The 13,033-nt window shown below is 67.1% G+C and carries 11 protein-coding genes; 2 read left to right on the top strand and 9 right to left on the bottom strand.

Going from position 1 to position 13,033, the window contains the following annotated elements; genetic code table 11:
* Positions 1 to 209: 209 nt before the first annotated feature.
* From QZZ33_RS04625 to QZZ33_RS04605, 5 genes are all read right to left on the bottom strand, one after another.
* A complete protein-coding gene (locus QZZ33_RS04625; RefSeq protein WP_291378505.1) occupies positions 210 to 647 on the bottom strand; it encodes a DUF488 domain-containing protein in 438 nt (145 codons plus the stop codon).
* A gap of 3 nt (positions 648 to 650) precedes the next feature.
* Positions 651 to 1,751 carry a transglutaminase domain-containing protein gene (locus tag QZZ33_RS04620; protein ID WP_291378503.1) on the bottom strand — a complete coding sequence of 367 codons (1,101 nt, stop codon included), beginning with the start codon at positions 1,749 to 1,751 and terminating at the stop codon, positions 651 to 653.
* 129 nt (positions 1,752 to 1,880) lie between these two features.
* Positions 1,881 to 2,948 carry a GNAT family N-acetyltransferase gene (locus QZZ33_RS04615; RefSeq protein WP_291378502.1) on the bottom strand — a complete coding sequence of 356 codons (1,068 nt, stop codon included), beginning with the start codon at positions 2,946 to 2,948 and terminating at the stop codon, positions 1,881 to 1,883.
* A 72-nt stretch (positions 2,949 to 3,020) separates the two neighbouring features.
* Complete coding sequence (locus QZZ33_RS04610) at positions 3,021 to 3,908, bottom strand: fructose bisphosphate aldolase (protein WP_291378501.1); 888 nt, start codon at positions 3,906 to 3,908, stop codon at positions 3,021 to 3,023.
* A 121-nt stretch (positions 3,909 to 4,029) separates the two neighbouring features.
* On the bottom strand, positions 4,030 to 4,362 hold the full coding sequence (locus QZZ33_RS04605) for a hypothetical protein (protein ID WP_291378499.1): 333 nt from the start codon (positions 4,360 to 4,362) through the stop codon (positions 4,030 to 4,032).
* A gap of 371 nt (positions 4,363 to 4,733) precedes the next feature.
* On the opposite strand from QZZ33_RS04605, the gene QZZ33_RS04600 reads away from it, so the two are divergent.
* Positions 4,734 to 5,318, top strand: coding sequence for an ArsR family transcriptional regulator (locus QZZ33_RS04600; protein WP_291378498.1), 585 nt, complete (start codon positions 4,734 to 4,736; stop codon positions 5,316 to 5,318).
* Complete coding sequence (locus tag QZZ33_RS04595; protein ID WP_291378496.1) at positions 5,309 to 5,767, top strand: hypothetical protein; 459 nt, start codon at positions 5,309 to 5,311, stop codon at positions 5,765 to 5,767. Before QZZ33_RS04600 ends, QZZ33_RS04595 begins: the two co-directional genes overlap by 10 nt.
* Positions 5,768 to 5,824: 57 nt before the next feature.
* On the opposite strand, the gene QZZ33_RS04590 is transcribed toward QZZ33_RS04595, so the two are convergent.
* The 4 genes from QZZ33_RS04590 to QZZ33_RS04575 form a co-directional block, all read right to left on the bottom strand.
* Complete coding sequence (locus QZZ33_RS04590; RefSeq protein WP_291378495.1) at positions 5,825 to 6,469, bottom strand: nucleoside/nucleotide kinase family protein; 645 nt, start codon at positions 6,467 to 6,469, stop codon at positions 5,825 to 5,827.
* 39 nt (positions 6,470 to 6,508) lie between these two features.
* Positions 6,509 to 9,271, bottom strand: coding sequence for a hypothetical protein (locus QZZ33_RS04585; protein ID WP_291378493.1), 2,763 nt, complete (start codon positions 9,269 to 9,271; stop codon positions 6,509 to 6,511).
* 180 nt (positions 9,272 to 9,451) lie between these two features.
* Positions 9,452 to 10,381: a 5'-nucleotidase gene (locus QZZ33_RS04580; RefSeq protein WP_291378491.1), complete on the bottom strand. Its 930-nt coding sequence runs from the start codon at positions 10,379 to 10,381 to the stop codon at positions 9,452 to 9,454.
* A 108-nt stretch (positions 10,382 to 10,489) separates the two neighbouring features.
* Positions 10,490 to 13,012, bottom strand: coding sequence for a hypothetical protein (locus QZZ33_RS04575; protein WP_291378490.1), 2,523 nt, complete (start codon positions 13,010 to 13,012; stop codon positions 10,490 to 10,492).
* Positions 13,013 to 13,033 lie beyond the last annotated feature (21 nt).

The following is a 13,033-nucleotide window of genomic DNA, read 5'->3' as shown; positions in this document are numbered from 1 at the left end:
ACCTTCCGAGGCCGAGCGCCTCGAGGCCGCGCTTGACGCCGAGCCCAGGGTGATCCCGGAACTCGCGGAACTCCTCAGGAGCGCGCGGGCGCAGGCTGCCCGCGCGCAGTCGTAACGAGAATCGGCATCTAGGCCCTTACTGAAATGCCCAGAATGAACATCGACTACCCGTTCGTCGCCCTCGCCCAGGTATCGGGAGTTGGCGAGAGTCAGCCCCCTCGCTGCGCGACTTCGAGCGCGCGCAGCACCTCCGTCCGGTGACAGCACCGACCGTCAGCCTCAAAGCACACCAGCACCACGCCGCCGTCCTCGGCCAACCCTCGCACCCGTTCCAAAGCCTCAACGGCGTCGGCCGTCGAGAGCACCTCTGACACGTAGCGTGCGCGAGCCGCAGCGCCCACTGGACCGGAAGCGTCGGCGGATCCGGCCCTGTTGTCGCGAGGATTGCCCAAGGCGGGAAGGTGAAGGTAGCCCAGGCCAGCGTCGGCGACAGCCTGCGCGAGAGCACGCTTGGAGAAGCCGGGCTTGCGGGAGACGGGGTTGAGCCGCACGTCCACCATCCAGGACGCGCCCTGCAACTGGGCGAACGCAATCAGGTCCGCGAGCGTGCGGCCCTCGTAGCCCCAGCCCGTTACTCCCGTGCCCATGCTCTACCCATACAACCCAGCATTGGCGTCGACCACCCACTCGTCGCCCGCGGTCCGCGTCGACAGCTTCGCGTCCAACGGGTCGAGCAGCAGGTAGTCCCTGCCCAGCCGAGCGTCGTCAGCGTCGTCCCACGTCGCGTCCACCACCAGCCACTCGCCGTCGACGCGCACCTTGTTCCACGCGTGCGCACCCGTGGTGAACCCGCTGCTGGCCATGCCGTTCACGACCACAGACTCCAGGCCGGCCGCCTCCGCGAGCAACTGCATGGCCTGGGCGTACCCATTGCACACCGCTGTCCCCTCCACCAAGATGCCGTACGCCTCTTGGGATTGCGCCACCTGCCCGGACGACGCCGTGGTTTCGCCAGCGTTGATGGCGTCGTAGGCCGCGCGGTCGTAGGTAGCGGCGCGCAGCACCGCGTCGTGCAGGGCCTCGACGGTGGCGCGGTCGCCCTGTGCCGATTGCACGTCTGGCGTGGCCAGCACGGCCTGCACCGCGCTCGCGGTCGCGACGCGCCTGCGTTCCGCCTCGTCCGCCGAGTACGTGTATTCCGGCCGCAGGCTCGACTTCGCCGTCCCTACCTTGACGCTCCAGCCCGAGACAAACACGTAGGGGTTCTGCGACAGGACCTCGCCCATGGCGTCCTCCACCACAGACATCACGTCAGCGCCCTGCGCCTGGATCCAGGTCACGTCGATCTCCTGCTGCTGCGCCACCAGGCTTCGCGCCAGGTAGGTGACCGTGTTGTTGGAGCCGAACACCGGGTAGGCGACGGCGGGCCCCGCCGGCGGGCCAAGCCCCAACCCGCTGGGCGCTGGCATCCACGACGGCAGCATGCCCGCGTAGCCAGCCCCGCCGAACGCGAGGAGCCCCACCACCACCAAAGACACGAACCACCGGCCGGGGTGACGCCCGCGACGCGGCTCGTCGACCCATCCGGTCGCGGGGATGCGCTCCAGCTTGGACACGCGGTCGCGGGTGCGGGACGTCCAGCTCGAACCGTCCCAGTAGCGTTCGATGTCCAGGCGGCTGGGGTCGGGGAGCCATCCGGGCTCTGGCAGCCGAGGGCGCCTGACCGCCCCGCCGTCGTCCGTGTGAGTCATGCGTGTCCCCGCTCGCGTCCCTGTGATGAGGGTAGCCGGGAGAAGGGAGGTAGGCATGACCGTGAGGCGCTCGACCAATACCTCTCCGCGCGGGCGTAGGCGAACAACCGGCGCGGCAGCGAGCGGCGTCTAGCTGTCGCCCGGCGGCAACTCCCCTTCGAAGCGGGGCACCTCGCCGCCGCCCAACAGGAACACCGTGCGGTCTCCGAGCGGTTCGAGCAACCCGAACTCAAACGTGCGCAGTTCCGGGGCCTCGCACGGCGGTAGCGACATGCTCCACCACCCGACCCAGAGTTCCACGTGGGCGGCGTCCTGCTTGCTTGTCCAGGTTTCGTCGAGGTTCCACTCGTCGCAGGCCTCCACCACGAGGGTCAACTCCGTGCGCCCAGGGCCTGCGACATATCCCACCACCCACGATGGGACGCGGTCCGCACCCGCTTGCGGACTAGGCGATACCTCTGGCGCCGGGTCTCCCATCAAAGAGAAGAACAGCCAGATCACCAACCCAACAAACGCGATCGGAATCCCGATCGCCAACAGCATGGCGAACATGCCCATGACCGTTGAGACCACGTCGGCAGTGTCCATCAGCCCACGGCGGCGCGCGGGCTCCGGATGCGGCGCGAACTCGGCCCGCCAGTCGCCCATCTCTGCCTCAGTCGCACGTGCCATGGCGTCGGCGTCCGCCTGGCCGACCCCTGCGAAGCCCGCCGCAGCGAACAACCGCAATGCGCCGATGTTGCCCGAATCAACCTCGACGGTGAGGGTCAGCGCCCCTCCCCCCGCCACCACCCGGGCGGCGTCGGCAAGCAGCGAGCTCGCGAGCCCTCGCCCTCGCCACCGGCGCTGGGTCAGCAGTTCGATCACCCGCGGCCCCGCCTCAGGCCCGTCCTTGCCGGGAGTCTCCGCGACCGCAATGGCGCACGCGACCAGCCTGCCGTCGGCGTCGTCAACCGCCACGCGGGAAGCCTCCAGCCACACGCGACCGCGCGCCCCCGCAAGCATCCTGCGGATCTCCTCGCGAGCGTCGAGCAGGGACGACGGCCCCACGCCAGGGTCGTACGCACCCACATGGAGCTGGGCGAGCGCCTCGGCGTCGCCCTCGGCGGCGGGGCGCGTGGAGATCCCCTCAGGCAACGCGACAACGCGTGCGGCAACGGCGTCGGCGCTGGCAATCAGCGTGAGTGGTTCCCCCATGGGGTCAGAATGGCAGAGCTCCGAAGCGATAGCCAGAGCCGTCCCTAACGTCGGCCGCGCCCGCCCCCAACCTCAGCCGAGCGACGCCTCGTAGATGCTCGCGATCGACGCGTCGAGCGCGGCGTCAAACTCCTCTTGGCTCTGCTGGGCCGTGAGGCCCTCCGTCAGGGCGCGGGAGAAACTGGCGACCACTCCGTGGTTGCGGGTCAGGTGGTAGTTGGCGTTCTCGCGTGTGTAGCCGCCGGACAGGGCGACCACGCGCAGCACGTTGGGGTGCGCCACCAACTCGGCGTGGAGGTCAGACTTGTCAGGCAGGCTGACCTTCAGCATGACCTGTTGGCCGGGGTCGAGCTGGTCCAGCGCGTCTAGCAGGACGCCCTTCAGCATGTTCTCGGCCAGCGCCTTCTCAGGGCTGAACACGTCCACCTCAGGCTCGATGATCGGCATCATGTCCTGTTCGAGGATGCGCCGCGCCACCTGGAACTGCTGGTCCACCACCGCCTGCACGCCAGCCTTGTTGGCCAGCCTGATGACCGACCGCATCTTGGTGCCGAATACTCCGTGGGTCTTTGCCTTGGCCAGCACCGCCTCGAGGTCCGGCAGCGGATTCATGGTGCGCGACCCGTCGGCCGGTTCCGCCAGGCCCTTGTCCACCTTGAGGAACGGCACGATCTTCTTGTCTTCCCACAGGTACTCGGCGGTGCCCTTGCCGCCGATCTCGCGGTCCATCGTCATCTCAAACAGGATGGCGCCAAGGATCCGCTCACCGGTGAAGGCCGGGCTGGTCATGATCCGCGTGCGCATCTGGTGCATGAGCTCGAACATCTCGTCTTCGTTCGAGTACTGCTTCTCACTGATGCCGAAGAGCTTGAGCGCCTTCGGGGTGCTGCCCCCGCTCTGGTCCAGCGCGGCGATGAAGCCCTTGCCACTCTTGATCTTCTCGAGCTGTTCGGTGTTCATGAGTCCGCCTCCCTGCTTCACGGGGACACGCCGGCCGAGTGTCGACGAGTGACACTCTCGGCTTACACCTGTGGGCAGAGAGCGAGCCGGGACCGTGGTCCCGGCCCGCTCCCGCTACCGTCTAGTTTCTGCGACTGCCCAGCGAGGCGAAGAGTGCGAGTACCACGCCCACCAGCAGCAGGATCAGACGCACCGAGAAGTCGAGCGCGTCGTTGCGGACCAGTTCCACGAACCAGATGAGCACGATGGTCGCCGCAACAATGGCCGCGTAACTGGTGAGGGTGCGGCTATTCATCACCGAGAAAGCGATGATCGCGAGTGCCGCGATGAACAGGATGAAGGACATCGTGTCCTTGATGGCCTCGCCCGAGAACTTGATGGTGTCGCCAGTGAGGAACACCGCGATGGCGATGAGGATGCCCCCGATGACTCCTAAGACAGTGTTGCTCTTCATAACTACCTTCCCTCGGCGTTCAGCGTGCGCGTCGTTGCGCCCACTGCCCCGAGCCTAGGCCCAAGGTCGCAGATGTGCTGGTTGGAGGGCCTTTGTCGCCGACGCCGTGTGGTCGCCGGGGTTATCCACAGCCCCCAGTCTTGGGGTACCGGGCGTCCGGTTTGGTCGATATGGTCTGGGCATGACTCGACTGCTGCGTGGTGTAGCGGTGGCAGTCCTCGTGGGGGCGCCCCAGGATCGCCGGAACAAGAGGTCAATACAACGGTCGCGCCCCCCACGAAGACCGCTACTGGACAGACCCCGAACGCAAGAACACCGACTAGAGCGTCTCGCTCTTGACTATCGCTATAACGGATAATATTATCCATCATATGAGAACTGAGGCGCCACTCTTGGCCCCGATCTTTCGGTCGGATGGTCAGGCACGCCTGCTCTCGGTGCTCCTGCTCGGCACGCCCGAACTGAGCATCTCGGACCTTGCTGACAAGGCTGCGCTTGCCTACCCCACCGCACACCGCGAAGTTGCTCGGCTGCTCGACGCTGGAGTCCTCTCCGAGCGCCGGGTGGGTCGGACACGTCTCGTGCGCGGCAACCCTGAGAGCCCGCTGGTGGCTCCGCTGCGCGAAATTCTGCTGGTTGCCACTGGCCCCGTTGTCCTCCTCGCGGAGCGGCTCGCTCCCCTCAGCGGCGTCGAATCTGCGTTCCTCTACGGCTCGTTCGCGGCTCGCATGAATGGCATCGAGGGCTCCTCGCCGAACGACATCGACCTCATGGTTATTGGGAAGCCGGACCCGACTGATGTTTACGACGCGTGCGGGCAGGTGGAAGAGCTCGTTGCTCGCCCCATCAACCCCACGATCTTGACTCGCGCCGAAGCTCAGCAGCGCTCTGGCTTCCTCGAACACCTGCGCGCCAACCCCGTCGTTCCCATCCTGGGGGACCTGCCATGGGCGTGACGCCGCTCAGCCTGGCGCAGCGCACTGCGGCCGACTCGCTCGTCACCGCTGGCAGGCTTTCCCGCGTCCCTCCGGATCTTGCGCGCGCGGCGGCCTTCATGCGCCAGGCCGACGACACCTTGGAGGACCTCCCGCGTCTCACCAAGGCTCAGAATCGCTACAACCTCGCCTACGACGCATGTCACGATGTGGGAGAGGCGATCATGGCCGCCTACGGTTACCGGACCACAAACGGCGCAGGTCAGCACGAGGCGCTCGGGCGGTTCGTGCGCATCGTCCTCGATAGTCCCCCAGGAGACCGTGCGTCGGGGCATTACGACCGACTGCGCCGGGCGCGAAACCAGCAGCGCTACCGGGCCGCACCCATCGGCAGTGCCGAGGCAGACCTGGCTGTACAAACGGCACAAGACCTGTTCGATGGGGCAGAGGCCAGGGGAATCACGGCATAGGTGGGCGGCATGCCAGCGGGCTCAAGCACTGTCGGGAGCACGTAGCCCCGTGCCCGCCTACCAGGTGCCCACGTTCACAATCAGATCGGCGCGCTCGGCCGAGGCAGCCACCAGCTCGGCATTGCGTTCGTCAGAACCCAACACAAACTCCCGAGCCTCACGCTCGCCGCGACCAAAGCGGCGGTGCCGCGCGATCAGCCGCTCCACACGCACGGCCGCATCCAGCCGCACATACCAGGCCTCGTCCAACATCGGCCGGGCGTCCGCCCACGGCGGCTCATCCAGCAGCAGGTAGTTGCCCTCCACCATCACCAACTGCGCATCGGGCGTGACGGGGATGGCGCCAGCGATCGGCTCCTCGAGCGCTCGGTCAAATGCGGGGGCGTAGACGACGTCGGGGCCGGGCTTTGCGATCCGCCTCAGCAGGGCGACGAATCCGGCCGCGTCGAACGTGTCGGGCGCGCCCTTCCTCCCGGCGCGGCCCAAGCGCTCCAACTCGGTCTGCGCCAAGTGGAACCCGTCCATGGGCACCACCACCACGTCGTGCCCCTGCGCCGCCACGCCTGCAGCCAGCGCGTCGGCAAGTGTCGACTTGCCTGAACCCGGCGGCCCAACGATGCCGAGCAGCCGCCGCCCGCCCGGCTGGGCGAGGGCGGCCGCGCGGGCCACGAGCGCGTCGAGCCCTTCGTCAGTGGTCTTCATGTGGCCATCATGACGGACCGCGGCACCCGGCGGGCGGCACTACCTCCGCCTGCGCGCGCCCTCCGTCATGCCGGCCGCTCCCATGAGGATCAAAGCGGCGGCCAGTCCTGCGAGGCCCATTCCGGAATCCCACCCAGTGGACGCCAGCCCCGCGTAGGCGATGGGCTCTGCAACTGCCACTCCGCGCCACCCCACCAGTTCGCCGCCAGGGCCGTACAACGCGATGCGGTGTTCGCCAACGCCCAGCGCGCCAGGGATGGTGACGGCGAACGTGTCAACGCCCAACTGCATCGGCGTGGAGAAGGCCATCGTGCGATATCCGTCTGCCGGTCCGGCGTAGCCGCACATCACGGGCGCCACCTTGTAGTCCTGCCCGATGGTCAGGTTGGACACCACGTTGCCGTCGGCGTCGCAGACGACGATGCCCCCGGCGGCGGTCCCCTCAAGGTCCGTCGCATACGCGGCGAACGAGATATCGGTGAGAACGACCGGCGCAGAGAACTCAGGCAGAGAGACGCCGTCGGCCGTCAACCGCGCACTGTACGTGAAGGTGCCGCGCGCAAAGTCGGCTGGCGTGAGTACGTGGTCAAACGTCTCCGTGGCGTTCGTGCCAGCGGGAACCGTGCCGGGGAACGCTGGCAGCAGTCCCGTGACGTCGGAGCCGGGGGCGTCGTCCACCACCAAGCCGGTCAGGGGATACCCGCCGACGTTGGCAACGGTGGCGGTCACCGTCACCGTCTCGCCGATGCTGGGGAAGCCGTCGGCGTTGAGGTCGTCATAGATCGCGGTGGTGGTGACGGTGTGGGCTGGCGCCACGTATGCCTGCACGGCGAGGGAGTACGTACTATCCGCCGACTGGGTACTCATCCCGTCCGCATCCAGTAGCGCGGTGTAGAAGAACGTGCCGCGCGTGAGGTCGTCAGCCGTCAGCACGTGGTCGAAGCTGCGCGTCGGAAACTCGTACGAGCCGATCGACGTGGGGAACGCTGGCAGGAGGCCGGTAGCGTTCGCGCCCGCACCGTCCGTCACCACCACGCCGGTAAGGGGGTAGGACCCGAAGTTCTGCACGGCGACCTCGACGGTGACGGTCTCGCCCACGTTGGCCTTGCCGTCGCCGTTGGCGTCGTCGTAGTAACCGGCCACTTCGAGGTGGCGAGGGGACGGTGCCTCGTATGGCTGCGCCAAGACGCCAGAGGTCGAACGCGAGACGGTGGCGGTGCCCCCGTCGGCACTGCCCTCGATGTCGGCCAGCACGTCGAACTGGATGAGCCACGAGTCTTCATCGTCCGCCGTGACGGTGTACGTGAAGCTGCCCGTGAGTTCACCGTCCCGCGCGATCACGGCGCCGTCGGGTGCGCCAGCGCCCACGCCAGAGTCGACGCCGATCGCAGGACGCTTGTACAGGCGCGTCACCGTGATGGCCTGGTCCGACGTGTTGACGATGCGCCAGTCGTAGGTGATGGTCTCGCCGGCTTGGGCGCGGCTGTCGCCGTTCGGGTCGTTGAGAGTGGCCGTCGCGGTGAGGGTCGCGCTGGTGGTGAAGTTGCGCAAGAACACGCGTGGCGCGAAGGACTGCGTGTACGCAGGCCGATCGGCGTCGGCGATGGCGAGAGTGGGTCCCGCGACCACGCTGAAGTCGAGGTCGACATAACCTCGAAAGACGTCGGCCGCGGTGAGGGTGTAGGGATGAAGGACGCCGCTTCCCTCAGAGGTGAGATGGGTGCTGAGCGCCACAGAGTTGGGCACGCTCTGGCCAGGTGCCAGTCCGATGGCCCCGCTCGAAAGGGTGTGAGGAGCGAACTCGCCGGGGAATGTCCCAGAGATCAGCCGCATGCCTTGAAGCCACACATTGCCGGTGTTGGTGAGCTGGAAGGTGTAGTCGACCACGTCGCCCGCTTCGGCATCACCGAGCGGCACCGGGTCTCCCGTGGCGCCGTCGTTGACCTCGGTCGCAACGCCAGCGGAGAACGACGCGTCGATGGGCTCAGTGGGCACAGTAGCCAAAGGCACAGGGATCGTGCCTGCTGCGTCCGACGAGGCCCACGTGATCGAGGCATCGGCAAAGGCCACGCCTCCAGCGACCATGTGGGCGTAAGTCACGCCCACATGCGGTGTGTACAGGATTGTTGAGGCCCCGGGGGCGAGCGCATGAGGGAAGGTGTCCGCATCGAGCCCGCTGGAAGGGGTGAAGGAGATGTTGACCGCGCTCGTGTTGGTCACCGTCGTCACATACTTCGCGGAGTCGCCCTCAACCGCCTGATCCGGCACGCTGCCATGAGTCTCGGTGAGGGCAAATGCTGTGCTCACCGTGATGGGGGACGGTGTGGCGTAGAGCGCGGGCGAGCCAAAGGTGAGCGAGCCAGCGGACTCGCCCACCGTGTAGTGGAAGGTGTTGGGAGGCATGTATGGCCCCCAGCCGACGTCGTTCAGTTGGGCCTCGGTGACCGTCACGATCATCGCGCGATACAGCGGCGAGCCAGGGCTGGCATCCGCATTGACCCCCCAGCTGAAGCCCGCAAAGCCGATCGTGGTCACATGGACTGTCTCGGTGAACGCCGTGATGTCGAACACGTACCTGAGGGTGTCGCCCGCATCCAGGCTGCCGTTGGCATTGACGTCATTCCAACTGTCGGGCACCCGCCACGAGAAGCCGACGTGGGCGTCGGACACATCCCACACGCCGGGGTCTGCGGACGCCGTGGGCGCCGTCGCGACGCTCAGACCGATGGCGGCCAGCAGGGCGACGATGACGGCGGCGAAGGCGCGCAGAACGGCGGACGGCAGCGCAAGGGCGCGGGACATGGTGACTCCTCAGAAGTAGCCAGGGGGGCCGCCGCGTCGGTGTGGGGGCTCGTGGTGGCTGTGACGTACGCCACAGTACGGGACTAAGGACCTAGTAACCAGGAGTTTTGCCGAACTGACGCGAAGCGGCTCACTTCTGGTGCCGCAAAGGCAGGCAAAAGGGACGCGACGCCTAGCGGCTCAGCCCTCGTTCGCGACTCCGTACGGCACATGCACGCCCGCGACGTGCTTCAACGCCCCGCTCAGGTGCCCGTCCTGATCGTCAAAGAACAGGTGCGGCCGCAGCACCTCCAGCACGCGCCGCTTCTCGATCCCGCCCAAGAAGAACGCGTCGTTGACGGTCACTCCCCATGACCTCAGCGAGTGCACGGCCCGCTCATGTGCAGGGGCCGCCCGCGCCGTCACCAGCGCGATGCGCACGCGCGGCTCATACGTGGGGTCCGCGGCCTGCAATTCCTGCTCGAGCCTCTGAATGCGGTTCAGGTCAGCCACCAGCGGCTGCAGCAGCCCGGGCGAGTGCGCCACGTCCCGCTTGGCCACCTCGTTCGCCACAAACCCCGCCATCCCCTCTGTCTGGAAGACGCGCTCCGACTCGTCGGTGGCCAGCACCGCGTCAAAGTCGAAGGCGATGCGCAAGGACCGATCGGCGTCGTCGTAGGCGGCGGTGTGGGGCAACACGTACCCGGCGGGATGCCCACCGCGCACTGCGGTCAGCACGTCGTCCCTGTGGGAAGACAGGAACAGGCTCATGCCGAGCGCGCCGATGTAGTCCAGCGGCGAGCGACCCTGAGTGAACACCGCGCGCGTCACAGGCAGGGCGTGATGCTCGATGGAGCGCATCACCCGCAGGCCAGTCGAGGCGTCGTTGCGCGACAGCACGATCACCTCGACCAGCGGGTCCCCTGGGCGAATATCGTTGAGCTGCAGCAGCCGCTCGATGAACGGGAACGCTGGCCCGCGCTCCAAGGGCGTGTCCAACAGCCGGTCCTGATACTCGGCGTAGGCGGCCTCGCCATGCGCCCGAAAGTACGCATCGGACTCCGTCAGGTCGAACAGCGCGCTCGACGCCACGCCCACCACGAGGCGGCCGTCGAGTTCATACGCCGGCATGGCAACCTCCGGGGGACGGGAAAGCAGACTACGACCCTAACGCCCCCACGCGCAGAGGCGGGTGCCGCCCTCAACGACGGCGCCCGCCTCTGCTGGCGTGTTCGGAGCTTAGAGTGCCGGGGTGGTCCCCGTACGCCGCGGTCGCAGCCCCACCACCATCGATGCCGTGCCCAGCAGCACCAACGCCGCCGCGCCGCCAGCGAGAACCGCGATGCCGTCCTCGTTGAGCCCGGTGTAGGCGAGCGCGCCGCCGTCAGTGCGACCGCGACCAGAGAAGGCGATCGGGTCCTTGACCGTCACGGCCTTCCAGCCCACGAGCTCACCGTCGGGCCCATAGAGCCCCAGGCTGTGAGCGCCCACACCCATGGCCCCAGGCACCACCACGGAGAACGTGTGGGTGCCCAACACCATCGGGGTGGAGAAGCCGACCACCCGGTAGTCGTCTGGCGCGCCGCCGAAGACACAGGAGGCGCCAGGCGTCACGGTGACCGAGTTACCGATCACCACGGTTGACGTGGGTGTGAGGTCCGGAAGGCACACGGAGATGCCGCCTTCCGCCATCGTGAGCAGATCGCTCGCGTAGGCCTGGAACGTGATGTCCGTGAGGTTCACCGACGTGGATGACGCCGTGGTTGCCATGCCATCGGCCGTCATTTCGGTCGAGTAGGCGAGCGAGCCGCGAGCGAAGTCCGGCGCGGTGAGCACGTACGTGAACGTCTGGGTCTCGGAGCTGCCAGCCGCGATGGTGCCGGAGAACGCCGGCAGCAGGCCAGTCACGTCGGAGCCAGCGGCGTCCGTCACCACCAGCCCGGTGAGCGGGTACGTGCCAATGTTGGCCGCCGTGACCGTGACCGTCACCGTCTCGCCGATGGACGGGAAGCCATCACCATTGCCGTCGACGTACGTGGCCGAGGTGTCCAGCGTGGTGGGCGGGGCCACGTAGGGACCCGTCGCGATGGTGGGCGCCCACTTGGTGCGCGAGTTGGTCGCCCAGTCGGCCTGGCCCGTGTAGTCGGTGGTGACGCCCACGTCGATCGAGCCGCGGGCCTCGTCAGCAGCGGTGATCGTGTGCGTCCACTTCTTGGCGATGGTGTTGCCTGGAGCGCGAGTCTTGCCCGTGAAGTGGCCGCCCACCGGCGTCGCGATGTCGGAGCCAGCGGCGTCGTAGGCGGAGTCGATGAGTAGGGACTGGTCTGCGTTGTTCTTGAACCGGACCCGGTACGTGATGGTCTCGCCCTCTTGGCCGATGCCGTCGCCGTTGGTGTCGTTGAGTTGCGCCTTGGTGAACCTGAGCTGCGCCTTGGTGTTGAACTCCCTGAGGAACACGCGCTCGGATGCGGTGTGCGTGTAGGAAGCGGGGTCCCCGTCAAACAGCGCCTGAGACGGGGCTACCTGGACGCTCGTGGTCAGATCGACATAGCCGAGGGCGACATCGGTGGGGGTGAGCGTGTACGGCTCGAAGATGCCGTTGCCGGAGGACTTCAGGTGCTTGGCCTTGACGGTGCCGTTGGGAAGCGAGGTGCCAGCGAGGAACGCGCTGTTGTTCTTCGACTTGGCGTCGGCGGCCGGTCCCCACGAACCGTCGAGTGCAATGCCCACGTAGTTCATGGTGACGTTGCCAGTGTTGGTGGCGCCCACCACAAAGTCGATGACATCGCCAGCCACCGCGTCCCCCAGAGGGACGTTTGCGCCCGCCGCAGTGTTCACCGTGTAGGTCACTGAGGAATCGAATGTGGTGTTGATCGTCTCGGTGGTTGCGGCCCCTACCGGCACGGGGAACGTGCCCGTGTACAAGTCCGCGATGGTGATGAGGTCCGGGATCACGGTGAAGTCCGCGCTCCACTCAAGTTGGGTGTCCGGGAAGTCGACCAGGCCCGCGACCATGTCGTTGTACGTCACCGCCACGGGGGTGCGATGGAAGGTGGCAGATTCACCGTCATCGAGGGTGACGGGTGCTGTGAAGTCGTCGTAGCCAGGTAGAGCATCGAGCACCATGACGTAGCCAGACGTGTTGGTCACCGTAGTGGTGTAGCCGACGGTGTCGCCCTCGCGCACCAAGCCGTCGACGACGCCGGTCTCCGTGATGTCGATCGTGGTTGCCACGGTGAACGGGGCGCCTGGCGCATAGAACGGGGGAGGGCTATCGACGGTGAGGGACGTCCAGCTGTAGGTGGGCCAGCCGAGGAAATTCGTTCCCGACCTGTACCCGTATGACACGCTGATGTCGTCGAAGAAGGGCCCCTCACCGAGGTGGCCGAGCTTGTCGCGGGTAACGAGCTTGTAGACGGTGACGGTCCGGCTCTCACCTGCGGGGATCTGTGTGCCAAGGCCGTAGGGGACGAGCGAGTCGTCCCACAGGATGGCTGCGAGCGAGACATCCTTGTCCCCAGCGATCACCGTGACATCGGCGCTCACGATGTCGCCAATGTCGGGACGGCCCACAACGGAGTAGTCGGTGCTGATGGACATGCCGGAGACCGTGACGGAGATGTGGTCGTCGGAGAACGGACCCGTATCGGCACTCGCGGTGGGGCTGCTGGCGACGGTGATCCCCATGGTGGCGATCAGCGTCACAACGATCGCGGCGGCGATGCGCCTGAAGGAAGATGTGCGCGCGACAGTGGGCGACATTGTTCTCGAGCTCCTCAGCTA

This window comes from Demequina sp. (assembly GCF_016278775.1).
In the GTDB taxonomy this organism is placed as follows: Bacteria; Actinomycetota; Actinomycetes; order Actinomycetales; family Demequinaceae; genus Demequina.
Note: the sequence above shows the minus strand (reverse complement) of the source record. Positions and strands in the feature narration are given on the sequence as shown.

Bases quoted from the DNA above. Each gene is read 5' to 3' on its own strand.
- QZZ33_RS04615 (WP_291378502.1), bottom strand. From the start codon at position 2,948: ATGGGGGAACCACTCACGCTGATTGCCAGCGCCGACGCCGTTGCCGCA.
- QZZ33_RS04585 (WP_291378493.1), bottom strand. From the start codon at position 9,271: ATGTCCCGCGCCCTTGCGCTGCCGTCCGCCGTTCTGCGCGCCTTCGCC.
- QZZ33_RS04580 (WP_291378491.1), bottom strand. From the start codon at position 10,381: ATGCCGGCGTATGAACTCGACGGCCGCCTCGTGGTGGGCGTGGCGTCG.
- QZZ33_RS04620 (WP_291378503.1), bottom strand. From the start codon at position 1,751: ATGACTCACACGGACGACGGCGGGGCGGTCAGGCGCCCTCGGCTGCCA.
- QZZ33_RS04625 (WP_291378505.1), bottom strand. From the start codon at position 647: ATGGGCACGGGAGTAACGGGCTGGGGCTACGAGGGCCGCACGCTCGCG.
- QZZ33_RS04595 (WP_291378496.1), top strand. From the start codon at position 5,309: ATGGGCGTGACGCCGCTCAGCCTGGCGCAGCGCACTGCGGCCGACTCG.
- QZZ33_RS04575 (WP_291378490.1), bottom strand. From the start codon at position 13,012: ATGTCGCCCACTGTCGCGCGCACATCTTCCTTCAGGCGCATCGCCGCC.
- QZZ33_RS04600 (WP_291378498.1), top strand. From the start codon at position 4,734: ATGAGAACTGAGGCGCCACTCTTGGCCCCGATCTTTCGGTCGGATGGT.
- QZZ33_RS04590 (WP_291378495.1), bottom strand. From the start codon at position 6,469: ATGAAGACCACTGACGAAGGGCTCGACGCGCTCGTGGCCCGCGCGGCC.
- QZZ33_RS04605 (WP_291378499.1), bottom strand. From the start codon at position 4,362: ATGAAGAGCAACACTGTCTTAGGAGTCATCGGGGGCATCCTCATCGCC.
- QZZ33_RS04610 (WP_291378501.1), bottom strand. From the start codon at position 3,908: ATGAACACCGAACAGCTCGAGAAGATCAAGAGTGGCAAGGGCTTCATC.